Source organism: Achromobacter sp. LC458, assembly GCF_001005835.2.
Taxonomy (GTDB): Bacteria; Pseudomonadota; Gammaproteobacteria; order Burkholderiales; family Burkholderiaceae_B; genus Achromobacter; species Achromobacter spanius_B.
In genome coordinates this window covers 14,769-38,500 of record NZ_LBHW02000043.1, presented here as the reverse complement: position 1 = coordinate 38,500, position 23,732 = coordinate 14,769, and the positions used below count along the sequence as shown (strand labels likewise).

Annotated in this window: 24 protein-coding genes and 2 tRNA genes; 11 read left to right on the top strand and 15 right to left on the bottom strand. The window is 64.5% G+C overall.

All coding sequences use genetic code 11. The features are described 5' to 3' along the window. Nucleotides 1-103: 103 nt before the first annotated feature. The gene (locus YH64_RS25500) at nucleotides 104-943 is read right to left on the bottom strand and encodes a lysozyme inhibitor LprI family protein (protein ID WP_046807040.1); all 840 of its coding nucleotides are present in this window, start codon (nucleotides 941-943) and stop codon (nucleotides 104-106) included. Nucleotides 944-1,114: 171 nt separating this feature from the next. On the opposite strand from YH64_RS25500, the gene YH64_RS25495 reads away from it, so the two are divergent. Continuing rightward, entirely contained in the window at nucleotides 1,115-2,053 is a 939-nt protein-coding gene (locus YH64_RS25495; protein ID WP_046807039.1) for a hypothetical protein, read from the top strand. A 3-nt stretch (nucleotides 2,054-2,056) separates the two neighbouring features. On the opposite strand, the gene YH64_RS25490 is transcribed toward YH64_RS25495, so the two are convergent. The 3 genes from YH64_RS25490 to gcvA all read right to left on the bottom strand — a co-directional run bounded on the left by YH64_RS25490 (nucleotide 2,057) and on the right by gcvA (nucleotide 5,005). Continuing rightward, on the bottom strand, nucleotides 2,057-3,112 hold the full coding sequence (locus tag YH64_RS25490) for a sensor domain-containing diguanylate cyclase (RefSeq protein ID WP_046807038.1): 1,056 nt from the start codon (nucleotides 3,110-3,112) through the stop codon (nucleotides 2,057-2,059). Nucleotides 3,113-3,327: 215 nt separating this feature from the next. Next, nucleotides 3,328-3,927, bottom strand: coding sequence for a nitroreductase family protein (locus YH64_RS25485; RefSeq protein ID WP_046807037.1), 600 nt, complete (start codon nucleotides 3,925-3,927; stop codon nucleotides 3,328-3,330). 121 nt (nucleotides 3,928-4,048) lie between these two features. Continuing rightward, entirely contained in the window at nucleotides 4,049-5,005 is a 957-nt protein-coding gene (gene gcvA, locus YH64_RS25480) for a transcriptional regulator GcvA (RefSeq protein WP_046807046.1), read from the bottom strand. 104 nt (nucleotides 5,006-5,109) lie between these two features. Between gcvA and YH64_RS25475 the strand changes: the two genes are divergently transcribed. Continuing rightward, complete coding sequence (locus YH64_RS25475) at nucleotides 5,110-5,928, top strand: aminotransferase class IV family protein (RefSeq protein ID WP_143215536.1); 819 nt, start codon at nucleotides 5,110-5,112, stop codon at nucleotides 5,926-5,928. Between the two features lie 80 nt (nucleotides 5,929-6,008). Here the strand turns inward: YH64_RS25475 and YH64_RS25470 are convergent, their stop codons facing one another. The 3 genes from YH64_RS25470 to YH64_RS25460 are packed head-to-tail and all read right to left on the bottom strand — an operon-like array spanning nucleotide 6,009 to nucleotide 8,772. Next, nucleotides 6,009-6,974 carry a tripartite tricarboxylate transporter substrate binding protein gene (locus YH64_RS25470; protein WP_143215535.1) on the bottom strand — a complete coding sequence of 322 codons (966 nt, stop codon included), beginning with the start codon at nucleotides 6,972-6,974 and terminating at the stop codon, nucleotides 6,009-6,011. 50 nt (nucleotides 6,975-7,024) lie between these two features. Next, entirely contained in the window at nucleotides 7,025-7,510 is a 486-nt protein-coding gene (locus tag YH64_RS25465; protein ID WP_046807034.1) for a DUF3237 domain-containing protein, read from the bottom strand. Continuing rightward, nucleotides 7,507-8,772 carry a flavin-dependent oxidoreductase gene (locus tag YH64_RS25460; RefSeq protein ID WP_046807033.1) on the bottom strand — a complete coding sequence of 422 codons (1,266 nt, stop codon included), beginning with the start codon at nucleotides 8,770-8,772 and terminating at the stop codon, nucleotides 7,507-7,509. Before YH64_RS25460 ends, YH64_RS25465 begins: the two co-directional genes overlap by 4 nt. A 147-nt stretch (nucleotides 8,773-8,919) precedes the next feature. On the opposite strand from YH64_RS25460, the gene YH64_RS25455 reads away from it, so the two are divergent. Further along, nucleotides 8,920-9,414, top strand: coding sequence for a MarR family winged helix-turn-helix transcriptional regulator (locus YH64_RS25455; RefSeq protein ID WP_046807032.1), 495 nt, complete (start codon nucleotides 8,920-8,922; stop codon nucleotides 9,412-9,414). A 118-nt stretch (nucleotides 9,415-9,532) separates the two neighbouring features. Beyond that, a complete protein-coding gene (locus YH64_RS25450) occupies nucleotides 9,533-10,324 on the top strand; it encodes a tyrosine-protein phosphatase (protein ID WP_082134629.1) in 792 nt (263 codons plus the stop codon). 66 nt (nucleotides 10,325-10,390) lie between these two features. Here YH64_RS25450 and YH64_RS25445 read toward each other — a convergent pair whose 3' ends face one another. Continuing rightward, complete coding sequence (locus YH64_RS25445) at nucleotides 10,391-10,555, bottom strand: hypothetical protein (protein WP_370512778.1); 165 nt, start codon at nucleotides 10,553-10,555, stop codon at nucleotides 10,391-10,393. A gap of 183 nt (nucleotides 10,556-10,738) precedes the next feature. On the opposite strand from YH64_RS25445, the gene YH64_RS25440 reads away from it, so the two are divergent. After that, nucleotides 10,739-11,044: a hypothetical protein gene (locus YH64_RS25440; protein WP_052946103.1), complete on the top strand. Its 306-nt coding sequence runs from the start codon at nucleotides 10,739-10,741 to the stop codon at nucleotides 11,042-11,044. A gap of 114 nt (nucleotides 11,045-11,158) precedes the next feature. Here the strand turns inward: YH64_RS25440 and YH64_RS25435 are convergent. From YH64_RS25435 to YH64_RS25420, 4 genes are all read right to left on the bottom strand, one after another. Then, nucleotides 11,159-11,243, bottom strand: a tRNA-Leu gene (locus YH64_RS25435). A 165-nt stretch (nucleotides 11,244-11,408) separates the two neighbouring features. After that, entirely contained in the window at nucleotides 11,409-11,876 is a 468-nt protein-coding gene (gene secG, locus YH64_RS25430) for a preprotein translocase subunit SecG (protein WP_046807029.1), read from the bottom strand. A gap of 21 nt (nucleotides 11,877-11,897) precedes the next feature. Further along, on the bottom strand, nucleotides 11,898-12,644 hold the full coding sequence (gene tpiA / locus YH64_RS25425) for a triose-phosphate isomerase (protein ID WP_046807028.1): 747 nt from the start codon (nucleotides 12,642-12,644) through the stop codon (nucleotides 11,898-11,900). Between the two features lie 130 nt (nucleotides 12,645-12,774). After that, the gene (locus YH64_RS25420) at nucleotides 12,775-13,752 is read right to left on the bottom strand and encodes an NAD(P)H-quinone oxidoreductase (RefSeq protein ID WP_046807027.1); all 978 of its coding nucleotides are present in this window, start codon (nucleotides 13,750-13,752) and stop codon (nucleotides 12,775-12,777) included. 140 nt (nucleotides 13,753-13,892) lie between these two features. Here YH64_RS25420 and YH64_RS25415 point away from each other — a divergent pair. After that, nucleotides 13,893-13,980: transfer RNA gene (locus YH64_RS25415), tRNA-Ser, on the top strand. Between the two features lie 145 nt (nucleotides 13,981-14,125). Here YH64_RS25415 and YH64_RS25410 read toward each other — a convergent pair. After that, a complete protein-coding gene (locus YH64_RS25410; protein WP_046807026.1) occupies nucleotides 14,126-15,040 on the bottom strand; it encodes a LysR family transcriptional regulator in 915 nt (304 codons plus the stop codon). Nucleotides 15,041-15,162: 122 nt separating this feature from the next. On the opposite strand from YH64_RS25410, the gene YH64_RS25405 reads away from it, so the two are divergent. The 5 genes from YH64_RS25405 to YH64_RS25385 all read left to right on the top strand — a co-directional run bounded on the left by YH64_RS25405 (nucleotide 15,163) and on the right by YH64_RS25385 (nucleotide 21,412). Further along, complete coding sequence (locus YH64_RS25405) at nucleotides 15,163-16,179, top strand: tripartite tricarboxylate transporter substrate binding protein (protein WP_255444746.1); 1,017 nt, start codon at nucleotides 15,163-15,165, stop codon at nucleotides 16,177-16,179. A gap of 41 nt (nucleotides 16,180-16,220) precedes the next feature. Continuing rightward, nucleotides 16,221-17,405 (top strand): serine hydrolase, encoded by a 1,185-nt coding sequence (locus YH64_RS25400; RefSeq protein WP_046807025.1) that lies wholly within the window; start codon nucleotides 16,221-16,223, stop codon nucleotides 17,403-17,405. Between the two features lie 204 nt (nucleotides 17,406-17,609). Then, nucleotides 17,610-18,749 (top strand): RDD family protein, encoded by a 1,140-nt coding sequence (locus tag YH64_RS25395; RefSeq protein WP_046807024.1) that lies wholly within the window; start codon nucleotides 17,610-17,612, stop codon nucleotides 18,747-18,749. A gap of 57 nt (nucleotides 18,750-18,806) precedes the next feature. Beyond that, the gene (locus YH64_RS25390) at nucleotides 18,807-20,342 is read left to right on the top strand and encodes a tetratricopeptide repeat protein (protein WP_046807023.1); all 1,536 of its coding nucleotides are present in this window, start codon (nucleotides 18,807-18,809) and stop codon (nucleotides 20,340-20,342) included. 467 nt (nucleotides 20,343-20,809) lie between these two features. Beyond that, the gene (locus tag YH64_RS25385) at nucleotides 20,810-21,412 is read left to right on the top strand and encodes a PIN domain-containing protein (RefSeq protein WP_046807022.1); all 603 of its coding nucleotides are present in this window, start codon (nucleotides 20,810-20,812) and stop codon (nucleotides 21,410-21,412) included. Nucleotides 21,413-21,568: 156 nt separating this feature from the next. Here the strand turns inward: YH64_RS25385 and YH64_RS25380 are convergent, their stop codons facing one another. Together YH64_RS25380 and YH64_RS25375 are read right to left on the bottom strand one after the other, a co-directional pair. Then, the gene (locus tag YH64_RS25380) at nucleotides 21,569-23,074 is read right to left on the bottom strand and encodes a tripartite tricarboxylate transporter permease (RefSeq protein ID WP_046807021.1); all 1,506 of its coding nucleotides are present in this window, start codon (nucleotides 23,072-23,074) and stop codon (nucleotides 21,569-21,571) included. Nucleotides 23,075-23,083: 9 nt separating this feature from the next. Further along, complete coding sequence (locus YH64_RS25375; RefSeq protein WP_046807020.1) at nucleotides 23,084-23,506, bottom strand: tripartite tricarboxylate transporter TctB family protein; 423 nt, start codon at nucleotides 23,504-23,506, stop codon at nucleotides 23,084-23,086. Nucleotides 23,507-23,732 lie beyond the last annotated feature (226 nt).

Genomic DNA, 23,732 nt, shown 5'->3' with positions numbered 1-23,732 from the left:
GGGAAACAGCAAGTTTTGCGTATCGGTTTGAATATCGATGGCATGAGGCCCGAGCACCCCATGCCTGCCCCATGCCAGCCCCATGCGCGCCCCCGCCGCCTGGCTATTGCGCCGGCGGATACGCCGGGTCGGTCAGGCAGGCCTGCACCCATTCTGCATCGTCCGACGCATCGATCTCGCCGTCCAGCTTGGGCAGCGGCGTGTCGGCATACACGTACTGGGGCGCCTCGGGATGCCGGTTCCAGTTCGCCTTGGTGTCCGCGACGGTCGCGCAGGCTTCGTCGGCGCTATTGAACGAGCACGACGCGATGACGCGCGGTTTGCCGTCAACCACGTTGGCGACGTAGCGCTTGGTGTAGACGGCGCCCGACGCCCAGGATTCGTCCACCGTGCACACGCGGTCGTTGTTCTGGTAATGACGAATCGCAAAGCACTCGTAGTCGACATAATCGTGCGGCAGCACGTCGCAAGTCGTCCAATAGCCGGCGAACGCGCCGCCCGTGAATTGCGATTGAAACTTCTGCTGCTGAACCGCCCTGCTGATGATCGTGGGCGTGGTGGCGCCCTTGCCGGTTTCCTTGAACTGCGCGCTGCGGTTCTCGATCAGCTCGCGCGCAATCTCGCCGGCGGTCTTGTCATCGGGCACGGTGTCCGGGTCGCCCAGCAAGCGGTCCAGCGCACGATCGCGCGCGGCCAGCCACCGCTTCTGGCTTGCGACCAGCATCGCGCGGATGCTGTCGTCGGGCGCCTGCTTCAAGATCGCCTGGTAAGCGCGATTCAAGTTCGCATCGGCCGCGACGGTGGCCTTGTCGGCGCAGATCAGCTTTTCGACGGCGGTAGCCGCCTTGGCGCAATTGATGGCCATCGCCGGTGCGGACAGCGCGAACACGCCGGCCAGAAAAACGCCCTTCACCGCGTTCAGTGTGAAACGTGCCAATGTCATTGCGTCTTCTCTCTTTGCGTAAGCCGGCGGGGCCAGCGTGGCGCCGGACACCCGGCGTGCCATTCTGCATGAAATCAACTTACAGAATAGAAACAGAGTTCAACGTTCTGAAACGTGCACCCGCGCTATCCTGCGCCGGCTTCCTCAACCCCTAACACGCTTCCCTTACCCATGCGCATCCGATTCGCCTCGCTACTGTTGACCCCCCTGTTGGCCTGCGCGTCATATGTGCCGCAAGCATGGGCAGACACGACGGTGCCGTCGCTGGACAAGGCGCGCGGCGCCATCCAGACGGAAGATGCCCGCCGGATGTACGACAGCCAGATGAGCGGCGCGCCCCAACCGGACGGGTTGGGCGTTGCGCTGCCCGACGGCTTCACGCGTGAATTCCTGGTGCAGCAACTGGCCCCGGGCCAGGATCCCAAGCGGCTGCTGGTCGCCGGCGCAAAGCCGTGGGGGCAGCGCCCGGGCACGTTTGTCGCAATGGTCTGCCTGGCGTCCACGCCCGAACGCGCGGCGCAGCTGATCAAATACGGTGGCGGCGAATGCGCCGACCTGTCCAGCGACGACGACAAGAACGGCGTCTGGTTTGGCGTGTTCGGCACGACGCCGGGCGCCACCCCCACGCTGCTGGCGCGCACCAACGGCCCGGTCAAGACGCCCACCGACTGGCGCGATACCGATATCGACCTGCCCCAGGACGTGGCATCGGAAGACGCCAACGCGCCGTTGCTATCGGTGCCCACCGAATGGAAACGCTTCGATCTGGCCGCCTACAAGATCGCCCCCGGCGCCGTGGCCTTCGGCGTGCGCGCCGGATGGAGCGAAGGCTATTCAGGCGGCGGCGCCAACTTCGAGGCCCTGTACCTGTTTCACATCGACGGCCCCACGCTGCGCGTGGTGTTCGCGCAGCCCATGTCCTTCTTCAAGTCCATCGCGGGCGACTGGCATCCCGACGGCACGCGCGATCACGACATGTCCGACGCCAGCAACCTCCTGATTGTGCTGCCCGAGAAAACCGACGGCTACTTTGACCTGCAACTGCGCCAACAAGGCGGCAAGTGGCGCAAGACGTTGAAGTGGTCGGCGGCCGAGCGGGCGTATCGGTGATGCTTAATGGATCGTGCGCGCCCCTTTGCGCGCGCGCTTGATCTCGTACATGCGCGCATCGGCCAGGCGAACCGCCGCTTCGGCATCCAGGCCGCGCGGGTCCACGGCCACCACGCCCACGCTGGCTCCTTCGTAGGACACCACGGCATCGCCTAGCTGGTAGCGCCCTGCCGTGGCCGCCGTGGCGCGTTCTTCCAGCGACCGCGCGGCTTCCATGGCGTCACCCCGTTGCGCGGCGGCGCCCGCCGTGGCGTCCATGCGATCCAGCTCGGGGCCTGGCCCCACCAGCACGAATTCGTCGCCACCGATGCGGCCCAGCATGTCGGACGTGCGCAAGGCGGCGGCGACGCGGCGTGCGATCTCCTGCAAGAACACATCCCCTTGCTGATGGCCGTACGTATCGTTGATGCCCTTGAAACCATCCAGGTCGATCACGCCCACCAACACGCTGCCGCCTTCGCGCAGCGCACGCTGCTCCAGGCGTTCCAGCTCTTCGTACAGGGCACGGCGATTCGGCAGGCCCGTCAGCGGGTCCGTCATCGCGTAGGACATCAGCTGGACGTTGGCCGAGTGCAGTTGTTCCATCAACATTTCGCGTTGCAGGAAGTTGGCGATCACGTTCGAGAACAGCTTCAACACGGACTCGGCCGGCGGTGCCAACTGCAATTGGCGCGCGCTGGCGGCGCACAACGTGCCCAACAACTGGCCTTCGTCGGTACGCACAGGCGCGCTGACGTAGGTCTGGATGCCCAGCTGGCGCGCGGCTTCGGAATCCGGCCAGCAATTGGCGACGTCGCTGGTGCACATGCGCCCGTCTTCCAGGGCGCGCTTGCACAGCGTGTCCGACCATGGCACGGACAAGCCTTCGGGAATCTGCAAATCGCCCACGTTGCGGGCGTAGCGCACATGCTGCAAATCGGCCTTCAGATCGATCTCGGTCAGGTACGTGGATTCCAATCCCGTCACGCTGCCCAACATGTCCAGCAAGGGGCGGGTCAGTTGCTCGACCGTTTTGGCTTGGGGCAAGGATCTGGACAGCCCGGCAAGTATCGGATCCATACGGCATCTCTCCTTCAAGCGCGCTTGCTGCCGCGCGGCAGCGCTGCCGGCCCAAAGAAGTCGGGCCGGACAAACGACCATTATGCACTTGTCGACAATTTGCGCCGCCCCATGAAAAAGCCCGCGCTTCCTGTGTCGGAAGTGCGGGCTTGCATGGCGTTTTTGATCAGGCGACCGGCGCCTGCATCACGTCACGTCACGTCACGTCAGGGCATTCAGCCAACCACGCGGAAACGCTCGGCATCGTCCATGAAAGGCTTGTCGCCAAAACCGTTTTCGTTGGAGCCGAACGGCATTTGCGCGCGCAGCTTCCACGAGGCCGGCACGTTCCATTCACGCGCGACCACGCCGTCGATCAGCGGGTTGTAATGCTGCAAGCTGGCGCCGACGTTGGCGTTGGCCAGGGCTGCCCAGGTGGACAATTGAGCCATGCCGCCCGACTGCTCGGACCACACCGGGAAGTTGTCGGCATACAGCGCGAATTTTTCCTGCAAGCTGCGCACCACGTCCTGGTCTTCGAAGAACAGCACGGTGCCCACGCCGGCAGCGAAGCTCTTGAGCTTGGCTTCGGTCTTGTCGAAACCTTCGGCCGGCGCAACCTTGCGCACTTCTTCGATGGCCAGGTCCCACAGCTTCACGCTTTCATCACCAAACAGGATGACGGCGCGCGAGCTTTGCGAGTTGAACGACGAAGGGCTGTGCTTGATGGCTTCCTGGATCAGGCTGGCCAGTTCTTCTTTGGAGGCCGACACATTACGGCCCAGCGAATACTGCGTACGGCGCTTCTTGAGTGCCTCGAGATAAGCGTTGCTCATGGGACTTGACCTTTCGACTGGTAGATAGGGGGTGGTATGGGAACGAATTCTAACGGTCGAACCGTGACACGCGCACTAGCAGCACGGCCAAAACGGCTGGTTTTGGACGGAACAAACTGTTCTATTCGTGGAACGAGCCGGGTTGATAGTGCTGTTTGACGGCATCCGCGGCGCTGACGGTCCGCAGCATCCAATCCCGCAATGCGCATACCCGGCGGTCGGACGCGCTGGCCGCCGGATACACCAAGTGATAGGCGAATTCCGGCGCCACCCGAACCCCAACATCGAATAGCCGGACCAGGCGGCCGGCTTGCACATCGCGTTCGACCAGCTCCCATTCCACCAAGCCCACCGCCGCGCCATCCATCACGGCTTGCACCACGTGGCTGGATTCCGCGAAGGCGACGCTACGGCTATCGTCGAAGCCATCAACGCCCGCCGCCGCCATCCACATCGGCCAGTTCGGCCAGACAATGCCGCCGGGCCGGCAGTCTACGTGGCACAGCGTGTGGTTGAACAAGTCCTGCGGGCGACCCAATGGGCGGCCAGATTGCAACAGCGCCGGACTGCACACGGGAACGACGACGGTATGAAACAGCCGATGGGACACCGCACCGGGGTAATCGCCCGCGCCGAATCGGATGGCCGCGTCCACATCGTCAGCGGCAAAGTCGCGCACGGCATCGCTGATGTCGAACGTCAATGCCAAGCCGGGGTGTTCGGCCTGAAACTGGGGCAGGCGCGGCAACAGCCAGTGCGTGGCAAAGCGCGCGCCCACTGACAGCCGCAGTTGGGCATCGCCCCGCGTCAGCCGTCGCGCCTTGGACACCGCCTGCTGCAACGTGTGCAACGCGTCGGCAGCGGCGTCGAACAGCACCGTGCCGGCAGGCGTCAATTGAATGCTGCGGCTGGTGCGCGTGAATAGCACCACGCCCAGTTGTTCTTCGATCTCTTTGATTTGATAGCTGACGGCTGCTGGCGTCAGCCCAAGTTCGTCGGCAGCGCGCGTGAAGTTCAGGTGACGCGCTGCCGCTTCCAGGGTACGCAGAGCACGGGTGCCGGGCAGCAGGCGATTCATGATTTTCAAGCCAAATTTGATAATGGCGTGAAAATAACTCGTTTCCCCCGGTAATGGCAATGCAGGATAGTGGCGAAACTTGATGATCAGCCCGGATATCCCTCATGCCCGCTTTGGAAAGTTTTCCCTATGTCACGCAGCGCAACGGCCTGCCCGCCACCGCCGCCGACCTGGCCCCGCTGGCGTTTGCCGGCTACGCCCACTTCACCGCGATGCAGGTACGCGGCGGTCGGGTCCGGGGCCTGGACCTGCACCTGGCACGTTTGCGCGCGGCCTCGCTGACGATGTTCGGGCCGGCGTTGCCCGATACCGCCATCGTGGATGCGCTGCGTTCGGCCATCCGCGCCAGCCCCGAGGATTTATCCCTGGTCGCCACCGTCTATTCCCCAGCCGGCGAATTCACCGTTGCCCAGGGCGATACCCCGCTGGACATCCTGGTACGGACCGGGCCGCCTTCAAATGGCCCGGCCGGGCCCCTGTCGTTGGCGGCGATGCAGCACGAGCGGATGCTGCCGGCCGTGAAGCATGTGGGCGAAGTCGCCAAGACGTATCTGTTGCGGCAGGCGGCCCGGCAAGGCGCCGACGACGCAGCCTTCGTCGACCGGCAGGGTCGTTTGAGCGAGGCGTCCATCTGGAACCTTGCGTTCTGGGATGGGCAGGCCGTAGTGTGGCCCGATGCCCAGATGCTGACCGGCACGACGATGGGTATCGTGCAGCGGCAGCTGCGCGACAGGCAGATACCGCAGCGGGTGCAGCCCGTGAGGTTGGCCGACCTGCCGGCCATGGCGGGGGCCGCCGTGATGAACTCCTGGACGCCGGGGGTCGCGGTGAGGCGTATCGGCGACACCGCGATGCCGGACGCGCCCGCGTTCATGGCATTGCTGCACGACGCCTATCAGGCCGAAGCGTTGATGGCGCCGTGATGGCTTGCGGCCACGCAACGGGATGCCCGCAACGGGATGCCGGCAACGTGGACGCCGGCAAACGGGAGGGCCGGCAACGATCAGTCGGCGCGGAAACCCGTGGCCTTCACCACATCGCTCCAGCGCTTGGATTCGCTGGTCAACAACGCTTGCAGCGTCTGGCGGTCGGATCCCACCACCACGAAGCCGGCCTCGGCCAGGCTGCGTACGGCAGCGGGCTGGCGCAGCGCAGCGGCGCTGTCTTTTTGAAGGCGGTCCAGTACCGCATCCGGCGTGCCGGCGGGCGCGAACAGCGCGAACCACGCGCCGAAGTTCACGGCGGGCAGGCTGCGTTCGGCAAAGGTCGGCACCGCCGACAGCGCGGGCGAGCGCTGCGCGCCGGTGATGGCCAAGGCACGCAGCTTGCCGCCCTGCACTTGCGGCACGGCCAGCGCCGTTGTCACGAACGCGGCCTGCACCGCGCCGGACACCAGGCCGGACACCGCGTCGCCCGTTGAGCGGTAGTGGATGGCCTCGATCTTCATGCCCGCTTCGCGCGCAAACAATTCGGCGCCAAAGTGGCCCGGCGTACCCGCTCCGAAGGTGGCGAAGTTGATACGATCGGACGCCTTCTTCGCGCCGTCGATAAACGCCGTCAGGTCCTGATACGGGGAATCGGCCGGCACGACCAGCACGAAGTCGGCGCGCACCACTTCAGAGATCGGCGCAAAATCGCGCGGCGGATCGTAATTCAAGTTGCGGTAGGTGGCGGGCGAGATGCTGATGGAGCCGACTTCGCCCAGCAGAATCGTCTGGCCATCGGCCGGACTGCGCGCCACGGTCTGCGCGGCGATCTGCCCGCCCGCGCCCACCTTGTTTTCCACGACCACGCTTTGGCCTAGCAACGGCCCCATGTGTTGCGACAGCGTGCGCGCCACGATGTCGGGCCCGGTGCCGGGCGGAAACCCCACGTTCAGCCGCACCGGCCCATTGGGAAATTGCGCCATCGCGGCAAGCGGCACGCACAGCAGGAAGCCGCCCAACAGGCGGCGCAGCATTGAAGTCATGGTTGTCTCCGAGTCGTTTTTATCGTCATGCCACGGCGGATGCCGCGGGTTCAGCAAATGCGGTAGAAGCGCAGTTCGACCCGGTCGGGATAGCGTGCGCCCGTGCCGATGAACAGGCTTTCGTTCATCCAGCCCAGTGCGGGCGCCGCCGTTTCAAAGCGCGGATAGCTGCGGAAATAAATCCTGGCGGGGTCCACGGGTTCGCCGCGCACCAAACGGGCGATGTCGTCCGCGTGCCCGGTGCGTATGCCGGTGTTCTCGACGTAGACGCGATCGCCCTCGGGCGTTTCGATGACGTAGCGCGCGTGAATGTCGGTGTACGTGGCCGAGCGGATCACCTGAAAATCGGCGCCGCCCGGCAGCACCTTGCCTGTCAGGCGTGGGCCTCGCGCGGTGCCGCCCGTAATCGGGATGACGCGGCGGCGGCCTTGCGGCGTGTCGCCCACTTCCTGCGGTGCGCCAACCTGGACGATAACGGTGGTGACGTGTTCGAGCCGGGGGGCTTCCGGGTCGCTCAATGCATCGATGGCGCTCATGGCGTGGCTTCCCGGCTTTTCTTCAAGGCGGCGGGATCGAATCCCGCCAGTTGTTTGTAGCGCAGCGATACGGCCGCCAATTCCTCGTGCGCCATCACATCGTGGATGTCGGTGAAACCTTGCGGCGCGCGTTCTTCGGCCATCTGCATGACCTGTTCGGGGCCGTTCAAGCGGTTGCGCAGCACGATGCCGGCTGTGCGCGGCAGGCGCTCGGCCTCATATTCCAACAATGCGATTTCCGGCGTGCGCACGCGACCGCCGGCCGCCTGCGCCAGCCAATCCGACAGACAGCGCGCGTCCAGAATGGCTTGCGCCGATCCGTTCGAACCAATGGGGTACATGGGATGCGCGGCGTCGCCCAACAGCGTCACGCGCCCCCGCGTCCAGCGCGGCAGCGGGTCGCGGTCCACCAAGGGAAATTCGTAGATGGCTTCTGCGCCGTCGATGATCGCGGGAATGTCGATCCAGTCCCAGCGCCAGTTGGCGAACCTGTCCGCGAACACCGACTTGTCCACCTGTCGGTTCCAGTCGGTGGCCGGCAGTTCGGCGCCCGGCACGGAAAGTTCGGCAATCCAGTTGATCAGCGAGCGCCCTTCGCGGCGCAGCGGTTCAGAGATCGGGTAGCAGACGAACTTCTGGTCCTGATGACCGGCCATGAACATGCTGCGCCCGTCCAGGTAGGGCGGGGCCTCGGTGACCGCGCGCCACAGCATGCGGCCAGAGAAGCGGGGTTCGTCGCCCACCGGATGCAGTTGGCGGCGCAACGCGGAATGGATGCCGTCGGCGCCCACCAGGATATCGCCGCGCACGCGGTGCAACGATCCGTCCGCGCGCCGCCGGAACACTGCCGTGGCGCCGTCCGCGTCCTGCTCGGCGGATTCCAGCACCATGCCCGTCACAATGGCATCGTTGCCCAAACGGTCTCGCACCGCCTGCGCCAGCAGCATCTGGAATTCGCCCCGGTGCACCGAGAATTGCGGCAGCGGATAACCCGCTTGAACGCCACGCGGCTCGCGCCAGATGGGCTGGCCGAACTTGTTGTAGTAGTGCAGCTGCGACGTTTCGATGGCGCGCTCGGCCAGCGCGGGCATCAGGCCCAGCTGTTCCAGCTCGCTGACCGCGTGCGGCAGCAGGTTGATGCCCACGCCCAGCGGTCTCAGTTCCTGGGCGCTTTCATATACGCGGCATTCGATGCCGCGCCGATGCAGCATCAGCGCGAGCGTCAGCCCGCCGATGCCGGCGCCGGCGATGACGATTTGCATGTTTACTCCTGGTCTTATTTGTTATGCAACATAACAAAATTGCCGCCGATTCCGCACCGGGGATTTCCCGTAATCCGGTAGCGCGGCGCGCATGACTGCATTAGTGTTGAGCCCCCTGACACCAGGACCCTGCCCCGCGCCACCGCCATGTCACGAGCCGCATCCCAACGCCCCCGCCGCCCCGGCGCGCGAGGCGAGCAGTTTCAGCCCCACGTCCCCGGCGTCCAGTACGGCGCACTGGACGGTCTGGTCGGCTACGCCATCCGACGCGCGCAGATCGTTATCTATGAGGACTTCCTGGCCGCGTTGGCGCCGTGGGACATCACGCCCCAGCGGTTTTCGGCGCTGACATTGATTGCGGCGAATACTCACCTGAAACTAACGGACCTGGCTCGCATCCAGGGCATTGCGCGGTCGGGCGCCGTGCAGATCGTGAACCAGTTGCAGGCGCTGGGCTATGTGGAACGGCAGGACGCCGAGCACGATAAGCGGGCCTATTCCCTGGCAGCCACCGACGCCGGCCGCGCCGTGCTGGCCGACATTACAGAGGCCGTGCAGGCGCATGACGCGCGGATCAGCCAGGAACTGGGTGCGGCGGAAAAGCGGCAGCTGATTGAATTGCTGGGCAAGCTGGGGGCTTAGGCCCGGGCGGCTATTGCCCAAACGAGCGCCGGCGCAGCCCCCCACAAGGGCGGCATGGCCGCTGCGAGCGCGCCCGTGGTGCTACGATCCACCGACCCGTTTACACGTGAAGGAACCCATGCCGACCCCCATGCGCCAGCAAGACCCATTCATGCCAACGCCGGAAGCCATGCAGCGCCGCCTGGAGCTTGAGAACGTGCACAATGCGCGCGACCTCGGCGGGCTGGCCGGGATCGACGGCCGGCGCGTGCGGCGGGGCAAACTGTTTCGCAGCGGCAACCCGGGCCGCGCCAGCGCCGCCGACCTGGAACGGCTGGGCGCGCTGGGTTTGGAAGCCGTCATCGACTTTCGCGCTGAACCGGAAAAGGCCCACGACGAGGCGCACTTCGGCCAGCGCTTTCACTGGATTGCATCGCCCGTGCTGGACGGCAATATGGCCATGGCGTCCCTGCTGCCGCGCCTGCGCGACGCCAGCCCGGCATTCGCGACGACCATGATGGTCGAGATCTACCGAGAATTTCCGTCGCGCTACCAGGCCGCGTTTGGCGGTTTCATGAACACGGCGATGACGGGCAAGACCCTGCTCTTTCATTGCACGGCGGGCAAGGACCGCACCGGCTTCGCATCGCTGTTGCTGCTATCGGCGCTGGGCGTGGCGCAGGACGATATCCTGTCGAATTATCTGGAATCGAATCACTGCAACGCCCGGTTCTTTGAGGACATCCTGGCAAAGTCCGGCGCCAGCGGCATCAAGGACGACGTGATGATGCCGCTGCTGGAAGTGGCGCCCGCGTACCTGGACGCGTCGGTGCAAGCCATCAAGCAGGAATACGGCAGCATGGACCGGTATCTGAAAGACGCGCTGAAGATAGACGCCGACGTCTTGCGCAATCATTACCTGGAAGCCTGAATCTTGCCGCGCGGGCGGGGTTCAGTGGCTTCGGCGGGTTCAGCTACTTCAGCTACTTCAGTTGCTTCAGTTGCCCGAGCTGCGGCGCAGCCGATCGGAAGACTGCTTGTTCAAGCGCTTTGCCTCTTCTTCGGCGTAGTCTTCTTCGCCGGGGTCGTATGAGCCTTCGTGCATGCAGCTGCTGCGATACCACTGGCACTCGCTGCTGCGGGAGTCTCCCAAGCCAACCATGGAACATCCTGTACCCATCGCGATTAGCGAAGCTGCCGCACCGCAACGGATCAACTGTTGAATCGACATAAGCTTGCCCTACCGTTGAATCTACAACGCCCTTTATAACAGTGCCGCATCACTGTTTTGGCGTGCATGGGCGTGCGCATTACATCCCCTAACTGAAACCCTAGGATCGAAACCATGCTGAAGGACCGCGCATTTCTGGCCTGGCTTGCCGTCTTTGCCGTGGTGGCCGGCACACTGATTGCGTTGCTGTGGCCACGGACGTCGGCGCCTGTATCGATTGGGGGTGGCGGCTATGACCTGTCGGATTGGGTGTACACGCTGTCGCTGCTGGCGTTCACGGGATTGTGGTCGACGGTGGCGACGCTGATCGGGCTAAGCCGAAACAACGCGCATGCCGCGAAGCGGGCGTATCGATTGGCGGCGGTCGGGCTCGCGACGTTCGTGGTGGCGGTGGTGGCGTTTGGCGGGAACTTGCATTGAGGGATCAATGGTCATGTGTCCAAGGCCAAAGGCAAACGCAAACGCAAACGCACACTCAAAGCAAAAAGCCCGCTGAAACGTAGCGTTTCAGCGGGCTTTTTTGCGAGGAATTCTTGGTGCCGACGGCGAGACTCGAACTCGCACAGCTTTCGCCACTACCCCCTCAAGATAGCGTGTCTACCAATTTCACCACGTCGGCATTCACCAGATTTCTGTAACCCTACCGATAGGCAAGGCCAGAAAGTCGAGCATTCTAGCATGGATTTAGTAGAACCCGGAATGGAGCAGATTTCGGCCTCCGGTCCCAACGGCGCAAAATAAAAAAGCCGGCGCGCACGCCGGCTTTTTTCAACCTTGCCCGATCTTACTTGGCGGGCGTTTCAGCCGGCTTGGTGGCCGGAGCGGCCGGGGCAGCGGGCACCGAAGCGTCGGGCTTGGCCGGCGCGGCAGGCGCCGCCGGAACCGAAGCGGCACCCGGAACCGAAGAACCACCGGCTGCGGGAGCAGCGGGGGCTGCGCCCGGCACTTGCGGCACGGAGCGGTCGGCCGGGAAGCTTTGCATCACGCCGGAGTCAACGGCCGGGCCGCTGGTGCCCTTGTGGCTGACGTAGGCCAGGCCGGCGGTGGACGCAAAGAAGACCACGGCGGCCCACTTCGTGGCGCGCGACAGGAAGTTGGCAGCGCCAGTGGCACCGAACAGGCTGCCGGACGAGCCGCTACCGAAAGCGGACCCCATGTCGGCACCCTTGCCCTGCTGCAGCAGGACCAGGACGATGATAGCCAGCGCCGAAAGTACTTGGACGGCCAGCAAAAGTTTAAGCATCAAGGGCATTACAGACTCCGGAACGGAAACTTAGATGGCGGCAATACGCAAAAATTCTTCAGCCACTAGCGACGCGCCGCCGACCAGGGCCCCGTCGATATCAGTCATGGCGAACAAACTGGCGGCGTTGGCAGCTTTGACGCTACCGCCGTATAAAACTTGTACTTGCGCCGCGCCCAGCGTGCGCAGGGCGGCGCGGATGGCGCCGTGAACTTCCTGCGCTTGCTCCGGGCTGGCGGTGCGGCCGGTGCCGATGGCCCAGACGGGCTCATAGGCCAGGACCATGCGCGCCACCGATTCGGCGCCCAGGGCCAGCACGGGCTTCAACTGGCGCTCGATGACGGCCAGCGTGTTGCCCGCTTCGCGATCCGCCAGCGATTCACCGACGCAGACCACCGGGGTCAGGCCTGCGGCCAGCGCGGCTTGCGCCTTGGCGGCAACGATTTCGTCGGTTTCACCGTGCAGCACGCGGCGCTCGGAGTGGCCGGCCAATGCCCAGCGGCAACCGAATTCTTTCAGCATTGCACCGGACACTTCACCGGTGTAGGCGCCCTTCTCGTGCGCGCTGACGTCTTGCGCGCCCCACGACACGCTGCTTCCGGTCAGGGCCGAGCCGGCTTGCGCCAGATAGGGAAACGGAACACAGATGCCGATCTCGCAGTGGCTCGCGGCATCCGCGGCGCGCAGCTCGGTCAGCAACGCGGCGTTCTCGGCCAGGTTGCCGTGCATCTTCCAGTTGCCCAGCACAAGGCGGGCGCGATTGTCGACTGAAGTCATGGCAGGTGTCAGAGTGGGGGTGAGCCCCGGGCAATGATGCAACCGCCCACGGGCCTGCCTGGAAAAAATTCCAGGCGAAACCCAAGATTGTATCCTGTTGCGCGGCGATACGCCGATCGCCGCGCGATTCTTACATTGTCAGGATGATTTTGCCGATGTTTTCACCGCCTTCCATCATGGCGTGCGCCTTGGAGGCCTCGGCCAGCGGGAAGGTGGCGTGAACGATGGGCTTGATGGCCCCTTTTTCCAGCAAGGGCCAAGCCTGTTCGCGCAGGGCGCGGGCGATGGCGCCCTTGAAGGCGACGGGACGGGGACGCAGGGTGGAGCCAGTGATGGTCAGGCGGCGGCGCATGACTTGCGAGGTGTCCACGTCGGCGCGCGAACCGCCCAGTTGCGCAATGATGACGATGCGGCCGTCATCGGCCAGGCACTGCATGTCGCGGGCGATGTAGTCGCCGGCCACCATGTCCAGGATGACGTCCACGCCGCGCCCATCGGTCGCGTCCATGACTTCCTTCACGAAATCCTGGGTTTTGTAGTTGATGCCTTTTTCAGCACCCAGTGCCTCGACGGCACGGGCGCGGTCGTCGCTGCCGACCGTGGCGAACACGCGGTTGCCCATGGCGCGCGCCAACTGGATCGCCGTGGTGCCGATGCCGCTGGCGCCGCCGTGCACCAGCAGGATCTCGCCTTCGGACAGGCGACCGCGATCGAACACGTTGCTCCAGACCGTGAAATAGGTCTCGGGCAAACCGGCCGCTTCGACGTCTGACAAGCCCTTGGGAATGGGCAGGCATTGCGCCACGGGCGCCACGCAATATTCGGCGTAACCACCGCCGGCCACCAGGGCGCAGACCTTGTCGCCGATGGCAAAACCGCTGTCGGCAACGTCACCGCTTACGATCTCACCGGCCACTTCCAGGCCCGGCAGGTCGGACACGCCACGCGGCGGGGCATAGTTGCCCTTGCGCTGGAAAACGTCGGGGCGATTGATGCCCGCGGCGCTGACTTTGATCAGGACTTCACCCGCGCCGGGTTCGGGCGTGGGGCGTTCTACGGGGACCAGGACCTCGGGGCCGCCGGGGCGGGAGATTTCTACAGCGTGCATCGCGTGCCTCCTTTGCAGCAAATAGATTATTATTGCGCCCTTTACGGCATCTCGCGGGATCGTTCGGACAGAATGTTTGCCTGACGGCCGAATCCCCAAACCGTAACGCCGCGACCCGACGCGCGGCGCGGCATCACCCCGGAAGCGTGGCAGAGTGGTCGATTGCACCGGTCTTGAAAACCGGCAACGGGCAACCGTTCGTGAGTTCGAATCTCACCGCTTCCGCCAGACCCTCGACAGCAGCCCACGCGCCTTTGCGGCGCGGCTGCGTTCCCCTACCTGCGTTGCAGACCGACCCGAAATACGGCCTTCGCCCCGGCGCCCGCGAGCTATATCGGCAGGTGCCACGCAAAGACACCGGCTTCCCGTCGCGTCACGGGGCATCCTCTCCCGACATGTAGCGCGTGCACAGTTCCCTGAGCCGCAATAGCGCGGGTGGCAGTGTTTTGCCTTCCAGAGTCACAAACACAAACTGGGACGACAACTCCAATGCCGGTCGGATATCCAAGTGCACCAACTCGCCATGGGCGATTCCAGGCTGCGCCACGCGCAGCACGCCAAAGAACACCGTATCGCTGGTTCGGACCAAATCGACCAGCGGGTGGATGTCGTTCGATTGGTACTGGATCGCTTCGATGAAATGCGCTGTTGGGCCGAAATAGGCATTCAGTCGGTGCATCACCTCGTCGCTCATGGCTCGGCCGCTGGCGGCTACGCCGAAACGACGCAAGGCCTGAAAATCGAGATCGGTCCGGCCGGCCAGTGGATGCCCGGTCCGAACCACGAAGCCCAGCGGCGTGCGGGGAAAGAACATCAGATGCAGATCCGCGTCGGCCGGGATGTGATTGCGGTGAACCACCAGCGCGTCGACCGCCCCCTCGCGCAGCTCTTGCACCTGCATCTCGGGTGCACCGCCGCTTAGCAGCAGCTTGATTGCCGGATAGCGCTCCTTCATCTCGCGCAGCAGCGGCACCGAAAGAATCGCGGTGGGCGTGGGGCCGAGGCCCAGCCGCAGCGTGCCGCCCGCGTAGTCGGCCAACAGGCTGGCGCTGCGACGCAGCTCGGACAGTTCGACCCGGATGCGCCGCGCACGCACGATGGCCAACTCGCCCAGCGCTGTCAGCGTTTTCTCTTTGTCGCGTTCAAGCAAGCGGCCGCCCAGCGTTTCTTCAAGCGCCTGGATACTGCGGCTGAGGGCGGGCTGTGTCAGGTGCAGTTTGACGGCTGCACGGCTGAAAGATCGAGTCTCCACCAACACAAGAAAGTGTTCCAGCTGCTGCAAGTTCATGCGGACCCCGTGGTTTTATTACTTCTTAATTATGCTTTGATGATTAATTATGCATTGGACGTAATGAATCGGGACTTCCAGAATGCGGGTTCACCATCCGAATTCAACTGGAGCAACAGGCCATGGCCCTCGGTTCGCGCTTTCCGCAGTCGGCTTCTCCCCGTTTTCAACGCCTGATAGGCCTGGCCGCAGCCGGCACGCTGGCCATGGCTTGCGCCGCGCCAGCTAGCGCCGCCGACTGGCCGGCCCGCCCGGTCTCGGTATTTGTTCCCGTGGCTGCCGGCGGCGCGGCCGACGCGCTGGCGCGTGCCTGGGCCGCCTACGCCGGCAAAGAGATCGGCGGCACCGTGGTGGTGGAAAACAAGCCCGGCGCCAATGGCAGCATCGCGGCCGCCTATGTGGCCAAGCAGCCGGCCGACGGCTATGCGCTGCTGTTCGGCAGCACGTCCAACATGTCGGTAAACCCATTCACCTACTCGCAGTTGGCCTACAACCCCACGCGCGACTTCGATCCGGTCACGAAGATCGCCGGCACCTCACAAGTGCTGGTGGCCAATCCCGCCACCGGCATCCGGTCGGTGGATGACCTGGTGAAGAAGGCCAAGGCCAGCCCCGGTCATCTGAACTACGGCTCGGCCGGTATCGGCAATTCCACACACCTGAACGTGGCATTTCTGGCCGAGCACTTCAAGATCGAGATGTCGCACGTACCGTACAAGGGCGCAGCGCCGGCAATGATGGATTTGATCGGCGGACAAATCGACCTGACCGCGGACGCGCTTACCGGCGCGGTGCCGCAGGTCAAGACCGGCAAGGCGGTACCGCTGGTGATCTTCGGCGCAGACCGCGTCGCGCAGCTTCCCGATGTGCCCACGATTGCGGAGGTCGGCGTGCAGGGCTTTCCCGGCGACGCCTGGTACGGCTTGATGGCGCCCAAGGGCACGCCCCCCGAGATCGTGACTCGGCTTACCGAGGCCACGCGCAAGTTCTGGGCTGATCCGGCGGTGCGCAAGCAAATGGCCGACATCTACATGACGCCGCCCAAGGAGCTTGGACCCGCCTCGGTGGCGGAGTCGATGAAAACCGAGGCCGATGTGTGGGGCCCGATCGTGAAACGCCTGGGCGTGCGCAACGACTGATTTGTGCCGGGCCGCGCGCCCGGCTTTTTATTGAGGTATCCATGAACGCTATCCCCTCCCCGCGGTTGGCCGAGGCCGTTGAACACCTGCCGCGCGGTGAAGACTTCCTGCTGTGGCCGCCCTGCCTGCAGTCGTATGGCTATCGCATCGTCGATCGCCTGTTCGCCACCCGCGCCATCCGCCGTGGTTCGCAGCCACGCCCCTTGCCGCGCGCTCCCGAAATCGACGTGCGCTTCACGCAGGGCGATGAACAGCTGGGTGTGGCCGATCTGATGGACCGCAACAACGTTGCCGGCCTGATCGCGATCCATCGCGGCCACATTGTTCTGGAACGCTATGGCCTGGGTTTCCAGGCGCATGAGCGCTGGTCGACCATGTCCACGGTCAAGTCCATGACGGCCATGCTGACGGGCGCGGCCTTGCACGACGGCTCGATTGCGAGCCTGGACGACCCGGTGACGGCCTATGTACCGGCACTGGCCGGCTGCGCCTACGATGCCGTGACGGTGCGCCACCTGCTGACAATGTCATCAGGTATCGCCTGGGAAGAAAACTACACCGACAAGTCCTCGGATGTGAATCGCTATAGCAAATCGCTGGCCGACAAGGTGCCGGGTGGCGTGCTGGGCTTGCTGCGCGCCTGCCATCGCGCCCACGACGCCGGCCGGGTATGGCACTACAACACCGGGGATACGTATCTGCTGGGCGCGGTACTCAGCGCCGCCACCGGCGGGACGCTGGCCGACTATATGTCACGGCGAATCTGGCAGCCGTGCGGCATGGAATTCGACGGGTTCTACACGCTGGAATCTGACGATGGGCAGGAGATCGGAGGCAGCCGCGCGGGCATGACGCTACGCGACATCGGCCGCTTCGCACAGTTCGTGCTGGACGATGGCGTGGCGGGCGGCGAGCGCATCCTGCCCGAAGGCTGGGTCGCACGGTCCGGCACCCCGACATTCCAGATCCCGGCCGACCAGCACACCGCGCATCGAGAGGCGCTGGGCCTCGCGGCGTACGGCTACAGCTGGTGGCTGCGCGAGGACGGCGCGATGATGGCCATGGGCCATTCCGGTCAGCGCATCTTCATCGATACGCGCGCACAGCTGGCGGTGGTGCAGCTTGCCGCCTATCCCGAGCCGCGCTACGCGAGCCCCAACGAGCCAGACCGCGATGCAGCACTGAACGCTTTCATTGTTGCCCTGCGCGAGGCCACGGGCGCATAACCATGGGCCGGCGCCGGGCGATGATCCGCGCCCGGCATCGCAACGGAACCTTGCGACACCGCGGAGCGCTGCGCCCCACCTCTGTTTCAGTGGCGGCTGTTCGCACACGCGGTGATCCGGGTTTTCCCTAGCGCAAGACTTGAGTATCATCCGCGCTCCGGTCGTTGTTGTACGGCCCCAGGCGCCTCCAGGATCTCAGTTTCCATGCAATGCCCTCGCTGCAATTGGCAGAACCCCGCCTCGAATACGCAATGCTTCAGTTGCCAGGCGCCGCTGCCTGTCCCGGCTTCGTCGGCCGCCCAACCCGCCGGCGCATTCGCCACGGGCAAGAAAAAAACAAAACCCGCCAAGGCCTCCGCGCCTAAAGCCGCCGCCCGTTCTGCCCCCGCCGGACAAGGCAACGCGCTGGTGTTCCCCAGCATCTGGCCACGGCTGGGTGCAAGCGCAATAGACGCCGTGGTGATGGCGGTGGGAATGACCGTCTTGATCCTGGCGTCCCAGCTGACCTACGAGGGCTTGACCGGTGACAAGGCGCCCTTCTGGATTGCCTTGATCGCCGGATTGATCGGCTGGTTCCTGCCCGCCATCATGGACGCGTGGGGCAACGGGTCGCCGGGCAAGCGCGCGGTAAAACTGCGCGTGGTCAATCGCAAAGGCAAGGCGCCGGGCCTGGTGCGGTCGATGTGGCGGCACACGTTGAAGTACACGGTGAACATGCTGCTGCCGGGCCTGTTTCACCACTTGCAGCAAATGATCTTTGGCGAACGCGCCATGCACAACGCCTTGGCCGGCACGCACGTGATCACACGCGATGCGAACCCGCACGCGATGCAGGCGGCCGTGGCGCGCGCCCCGTCCGTCACCGGCGCGGGCAAGTTCCTGTTTTTTGTTTTCGGCACCCTGGTCCTGGTGGTGGTGGGCATCGTCATTGGCGTGAACGCCACCGGCGATCGCAACAGCGACAACCCGCTGCATGCGGATATCAACCGCTACGACCTGGTGTCCGACCCGGTGCGCCGCCTGGCGGAAAACCACTATCGGCGCACGCAGAAGTTTCCGGCCAGCCTGGACGACCTGGGCATCAGCCAGCAGTCCATGCAAGACAGCGGCTTTTCCAAGGTGGAGATGAACCCGGTCAACGGCGTATTGCGCTTCACCATTGCCGGCACGCCCAGCACCGACGGCACGCCCAGCCTGGCGGGCAAGCATCTGGTCTACGTGCCGGAACTGCGCGCCGAACGCAAAGGTGGAGGCGTGCGCCGGTGGCAATGCGGCAGCGACGACATCCCCGCCAGCGACCGTACCTACAGTTGCCGCCACGACGCCAGCGCCTTCTCGCGCTAGGCCACCCGGCCATTCTCAGCACCCGCCAAGCAACCGACGTAACGACGGAACCCACGCATGTCCGCCTTGATCGAAGCCATCCACCGCGCCGAAGACGGCAGCGACCTGCCAAAAATGCTGTCGCTGTGCGACCAGGCCGTGCGCGAACAGCCGGCATCGGCCACCGCGTGGGCCTTGCGTGCCCGCTGCCACGCGCAACGCAAAGCCTATGTCCAGCGTGACGCCGACCTGGCGCGCGCGCTGGCGCTGGACCCGCAATGCAGCGACGCCATCGCCGTGCAGGCGGTGGTGCAATACGACGACGGCGACAAGCAGCAGGCGTGGCACGGATTACGCGATGCCCGCCAACGGGCGCCTTCGCACTTTGGCCTGCTGATGGCCGAAGGCTACCTGCTGATCAACGACCGTCGCCTGGAAGACGCCATCGCCAGCTGGACCCGCGCCTCTCAAGTGCGTTCGGCCGCCGCCGCGCCGCACTGCTATATCGGATCAAACCTGCACAACGCCGGTCGCTATACCGAGGCCCTGCCCTACCACCAGCGTGCCGTCGCGCTGGCGCCCAACAACGGCGGCTTTTTGTACGACGCCGGCAACAACTACCGGCGCCTGGGCGACCTGCAAAACGCCATCGCCATGTTCGACCGCGCCCGCGCCATCCTGGGCGAACAAAACGCCATCCAGCACAACCGCGCGTCCTGCCTGCAAGCCATGGAACGCCACGCCGACGCCATCGAGGAATGGACCAGCCTGCTGCGACGCGAGCCCGACTGGGACTGGCCGCTGGAAGGCAAGGCGCGGTCGCTGCACCGGCTGGGTCGCGCGGACGAAGCCGTGCCCTTGTGGCGCCATCTGGATGCTCTGTCCGACACCGGCTGGGAGGGCCGCAAGGAGCAAGCGCGCGAATACGTGCGCAGCCGCGAACCGAAACTTGCCGAAGAAGCGCTGATCGGCCTGGACCCGCTTGACAGCGGCGACGCGCAGCTGCTGTTCGTGGCGGGCAACGCCCAGCGCGACCAGCGCAATTGGGAAGCCGCGCTGGCGTACTACCTGAAAGGCTATGAGCTCGCCCCCAGCGACGACTTCCTGCCCGGCAACGCGGCCGACATGCTGAACTACCTGGAACGCTACGACGAAGCGCTGCCGCTGGCCGAGGTGGCCATTTCGCTGGACCCGGACTGGCTGAAATGGCGTCGCGTCCGCATCGAAGCGCTGACGCATTTGAACCGCGCCGACGAGGCCGTGGCCTACGCCGACACCGCCCTGGAACGTTGGCCCGACAGCGGCCCGCTGCACGCCGAACGCATCAACGCGCTGATCGCCGCCAAGCGCAATGACGAAGGGCTGGCCGCTTGCGACCGCCTGCTGGCGCTGGACCCCGACTACCGCAGCTGGGCGCTGTTCGCGCGCGGCCGGATCTACGGCCAGATGAAGCGCCACGCGGAATCGGCCGTGGCCTACCGCCAGGCCTCCTCGTCCTACCAGCAAAACGGCAAGCCGTATTTTCAGGAGCTGTCGATGAAGAACGCGCTGGAAGCGGAAGCGGCCGCCGCCAAACCCGCCGGCTTTCTGGGACGGCTGTTCGGCCGCAAGTAGCCGGAACGCGCGCGGCGGGATGTTATAGTCACGCCCGCTGCCGACCCTTGCAAAGGGCCGCGCATCGCCCGAGTGGTGAAATTGGTAGACACAAGGGACTTGAAAAAATTTGAGCCCTTTGGAGGAAACTTCAAAGGTGTAGCCCGTCAAACTCGGCGAATGCCCTGGACTTGTTCCGAGCCAACGCCGAGCCAAGCCCCGATTGAAAAATCGGGGAAGGTGTAGAGAGCAGACGGCGGGCACCTAAGGCCGCAAGGCTATGGTGAAGGCGTGCTCCAGACCACGAACAGCGCACCCGCGCTGGCGGCGAAAGCCGAAGTGGTAAGAAAATCCCTCGACCGCAAGGTCGTACCGGTTCGATTCCGGTCTCGGGCACCACTTTTGCGATCGAAAGGCATCGGCCTTTCGGGTCGCCTGTCTTGCGCCTGCCCTGCGCTTTCCCCTGCTTTCCCTTTCTTCCTGTCGTCTTGAACGCCCCCGCCGCCCGCCCCCCTTTCATCGTCCTGGACGCCTGCGTCCTGATGTCCGGCATCTTGCGGCGACTGCTGTTGCGCCTGGCCGAGGCTGGCGTATTCACGCCCGTCTGGACCGAACGCATCGGCGAGGAATGGCGCCGCAACGCGTCGCGCATCTGGGATATTCCGCCCGAGGTGCTGGCCGAGTTCTGGGCCGAGATGAACGCGCGCTTTCCCGACGCCAACGAAGCCGACACCCAGGTGTATGAGGCCTCGTTGCGCTACAGCGACCCCAAGGACTTCCACGTGATTGCCGCCGGCCTGGCGCGCCGCGCGCGTTGTGGCTGGCAGCAGCCGCCCGTGGTGCAGGTGCTGACCTGGAACCTGAAGGATTTCAACCGGTCGGAATTGCGGCGCCAGGGGCTGGATGTGTACAACCCTGATCGCATGCTGGTGCAATGGTGGCAGGCGGACGCGAGCGCCATGCGCGCGGCCATTGCGCAGATTCCCGACGACTACGTTGCGCTGGGCCGCGAGCCCGAACCGCTGGCCACGACGCTGCATCGCGAACGCTTGTATGGCTTGAAGAGCCTGGTGGCGCGCGACGCGGGGTGAAAAGGCGGGGCGGCTTCTGAAACGACTGCTGAGGCGCCTGCTAAGACGCCTGCTAAGACGCCTGCAGGGGCCGCCTTGCAGGGCGACAAGAGGGCAAAAAAAGGGCCTGGCCAGCTTGCGCCGCACCAGGCCCGGAGCCAAGCTTGTTCCCCGTGGTCAGTCGACCTCGACGAACGTTTCCTCGCGCTTCTTTCGCAGCGCCGGCAGCATCACCAGCACCAGCAAAATGGCGGCCAGCGCCAGCAATGTGGCGGACAGCGGACGCGTGACGAAGGTGCTGAATTCACCTCGCGACAGCAGCAGCGCCCGGCGGAAGTTCTCTTCCATCATCGGACCCAGCACCAGCCCCAACAATAGCGGCGCGCCTTCGCAGCCCAGCTTGCTCCAGACATACCCGATGACGCCGAAGATGGCGAACATGAAGATGTCGAACACGTTGTAGTTCAGCGAATACACGCCGATCGTGCAGAACACCAGGATTGCCGGGAACAGCATGCGGTAGGGAACGCGCAACAGCTTCACCCAGATGCCGATCAACGGCAGGTTCAGGATGACAAGCATCAGGTTGCCGATCCACATGGACGCAATCAGGCCCCAGAACAGCTCGGGGTGGCTCGTCATCACTTGCGGGCCGGGCTGGATGTTGTGGATGGTCATCGCGCCCACCATCAAGGCCATGACCGCGTTGCCCGGAATACCCAACGTCAGCAGCGGGATGAACGAGGTTTGCGCGCCCGCGTTGTTAGCGGATTCCGGACCTGCCAAGCCGGCCGGATGCCCCTTGCCGAAACGCTCGGGCTGTTTCGACAGCTTCTTCTCAAGCGTGTACGAGGCAAACGCCGACAAGACAGAACCGCCGCCCGGCAAGATGCCCAGTGCGGAACCCAGGGCAGTGCCCCGGACGATGGCGGGCGCGGCTTCGCGGAACTCTTGCCGGCTGGGATACAGCGAACCCACCTTGTCGGTGATCTCGACCCGATTCTCTTTCTGCTCCAGGTTGGCCATGATCTCGGACAGCCCGAACACGCCCATCGCGACGATCGCGAAGTCGATACCGTCCTGCAATTCCGGGATGCTGAAATCGTAGCGGGCGACGCCCGAATTGACATCGGTGCCGACCATGCCCAGCAGCAAGCCCAACAGGATCATGCAAATCGCCTTGGGCAGCGACCCTGACGCCAGCACCACCGCGCCGATAAGACCCAGGGCCATCAAGGAAAAGTACTCGGCGGGTCCGAACGCAAACGCCACTTCCGCCAGCGGCGGCGCGAAGGCCGCGATCAACACCGTGGCGACGCTACCCGCGAAGAAGGACCCGATGGCAGCAAGCGACAAGGCCGCGCCGGCCCGTCCGTTGCGCGCCATCTGGTGACCATCCAGCACCGTCACCACGGCGGATGTTTCGCCCGGCAGGTTCACCAGAATGGCCGTCGTCGAGCCGCCATACTGGGTGCCGTAGTAAATGCCCGCCAGCATGATGAGGCCGGCCGTGGGCGGCAACACATACGTGATGGGAAGCAGCATCGCGATGGTGGGCACCGGACCCAGGCCCGGCAATACGCCCACCAACGTGCCCAACAGGCAGCCCAGGAATGCGTAGCTGAGGTTTTCCGGCGTGAACGCCACGGAGAAACCCAGCATCAGGTTTTGCAGTAGTTCCATTGCCGTCTCCTAGTTGGCGAATGCGCTGGGCCACAGGGGAAATATCAAGCCCAGGCCGCGGATGAACGCAAGGTAGGAGAACGCCACGAGGAACAGGCCGTTGGCAACGGCGACTTTCCAATTGAATTCGTGGCTGGCAAGGCTGCTGATGAGCACCAGCAGAAAAACTGAAAGGTAAAGCCCCAGGTGCGAAAGCGCGAAACCGTACAACACCACCGACCCGACCACCAGGAAAAGAATGCGGAAGTCGTAGCGGCTGATGGTGGTCGTCTGGGCGTTCTTGGCCAGCGCGCTGATCAGCACGACCGCGCCCATCAGCGCCAGGACGATGCCCAGCCAGAAAGGGAAATATCCCGGTCCCATACGTGCCGCGCTTCCCATGGAATATTCGGTGGCCTGCGCGGAAAAGGCCCCTCCCAAAGCAATGAACATGGCTCCGGACCAAAAGTCCTGTCTGTTTCTAATCAAGCTGCGGTCTCCCTTGTCTGACGCGCCGAACCATCACTGAAAACAACGGCGCGTGCTTATCTCAACGCCTTGCGGCACCGTCGCGAACGACAGGCAGAAAAGCGAAGTGGGAGATCCTAAATCGCCTGCCGACATATCGAACATCCGTAAGAACCATGACTTTTTTGGGGATATCCCTGAGTCAAATAGT

Bases quoted from the DNA above. Each gene is read 5' to 3' on its own strand.
- YH64_RS25495 (WP_046807039.1), top strand. From the start codon at position 1,115: ATGCGCATCCGATTCGCCTCGCTACTGTTGACCCCCCTGTTGGCCTGC.
- YH64_RS25465 (WP_046807034.1), bottom strand. From the start codon at position 7,510: ATGAGCGCCATCGATGCATTGAGCGACCCGGAAGCCCCCCGGCTCGAA.
- YH64_RS25395 (WP_046807024.1), top strand. From the start codon at position 17,610: ATGCAATGCCCTCGCTGCAATTGGCAGAACCCCGCCTCGAATACGCAA.
- YH64_RS25390 (WP_046807023.1), top strand. From the start codon at position 18,807: ATGTCCGCCTTGATCGAAGCCATCCACCGCGCCGAAGACGGCAGCGAC.
- YH64_RS25490 (WP_046807038.1), bottom strand. From the start codon at position 3,112: ATGGATCCGATACTTGCCGGGCTGTCCAGATCCTTGCCCCAAGCCAAA.
- YH64_RS25485 (WP_046807037.1), bottom strand. From the start codon at position 3,927: ATGAGCAACGCTTATCTCGAGGCACTCAAGAAGCGCCGTACGCAGTAT.
- YH64_RS25440 (WP_052946103.1), top strand. From the start codon at position 10,739: ATGCTGAAGGACCGCGCATTTCTGGCCTGGCTTGCCGTCTTTGCCGTG.
- YH64_RS25420 (WP_046807027.1), bottom strand. From the start codon at position 13,752: ATGCACGCTGTAGAAATCTCCCGCCCCGGCGGCCCCGAGGTCCTGGTC.
- YH64_RS25400 (WP_046807025.1), top strand. From the start codon at position 16,221: ATGAACGCTATCCCCTCCCCGCGGTTGGCCGAGGCCGTTGAACACCTG.
- YH64_RS25500 (WP_046807040.1), bottom strand. From the start codon at position 943: ATGACATTGGCACGTTTCACACTGAACGCGGTGAAGGGCGTTTTTCTG.
- YH64_RS25460 (WP_046807033.1), bottom strand. From the start codon at position 8,772: ATGCAAATCGTCATCGCCGGCGCCGGCATCGGCGGGCTGACGCTCGCG.
- YH64_RS25410 (WP_046807026.1), bottom strand. From the start codon at position 15,040: ATGAACTTGCAGCAGCTGGAACACTTTCTTGTGTTGGTGGAGACTCGA.
- YH64_RS25470 (WP_143215535.1), bottom strand. From the start codon at position 6,974: ATGACTTCAATGCTGCGCCGCCTGTTGGGCGGCTTCCTGCTGTGCGTG.
- YH64_RS25405 (WP_255444746.1), top strand. From the start codon at position 15,163: ATGGCCCTCGGTTCGCGCTTTCCGCAGTCGGCTTCTCCCCGTTTTCAA.
- YH64_RS25445 (WP_370512778.1), bottom strand. From the start codon at position 10,555: ATGGTTGGCTTGGGAGACTCCCGCAGCAGCGAGTGCCAGTGGTATCGC.
- YH64_RS25380 (WP_046807021.1), bottom strand. From the start codon at position 23,074: ATGGAACTACTGCAAAACCTGATGCTGGGTTTCTCCGTGGCGTTCACG.
- YH64_RS25375 (WP_046807020.1), bottom strand. From the start codon at position 23,506: ATGTTCATTGCTTTGGGAGGGGCCTTTTCCGCGCAGGCCACCGAATAT.
- YH64_RS25455 (WP_046807032.1), top strand. From the start codon at position 8,920: ATGTCACGAGCCGCATCCCAACGCCCCCGCCGCCCCGGCGCGCGAGGC.
- YH64_RS25450 (WP_082134629.1), top strand. From the start codon at position 9,533: ATGCCGACCCCCATGCGCCAGCAAGACCCATTCATGCCAACGCCGGAA.
- gcvA (WP_046807046.1), bottom strand. From the start codon at position 5,005: ATGAATCGCCTGCTGCCCGGCACCCGTGCTCTGCGTACCCTGGAAGCG.
- YH64_RS25475 (WP_143215536.1), top strand. From the start codon at position 5,110: ATGCCCGCTTTGGAAAGTTTTCCCTATGTCACGCAGCGCAACGGCCTG.
- tpiA (WP_046807028.1), bottom strand. From the start codon at position 12,644: ATGACTTCAGTCGACAATCGCGCCCGCCTTGTGCTGGGCAACTGGAAG.
- secG (WP_046807029.1), bottom strand. From the start codon at position 11,876: ATGCCCTTGATGCTTAAACTTTTGCTGGCCGTCCAAGTACTTTCGGCG.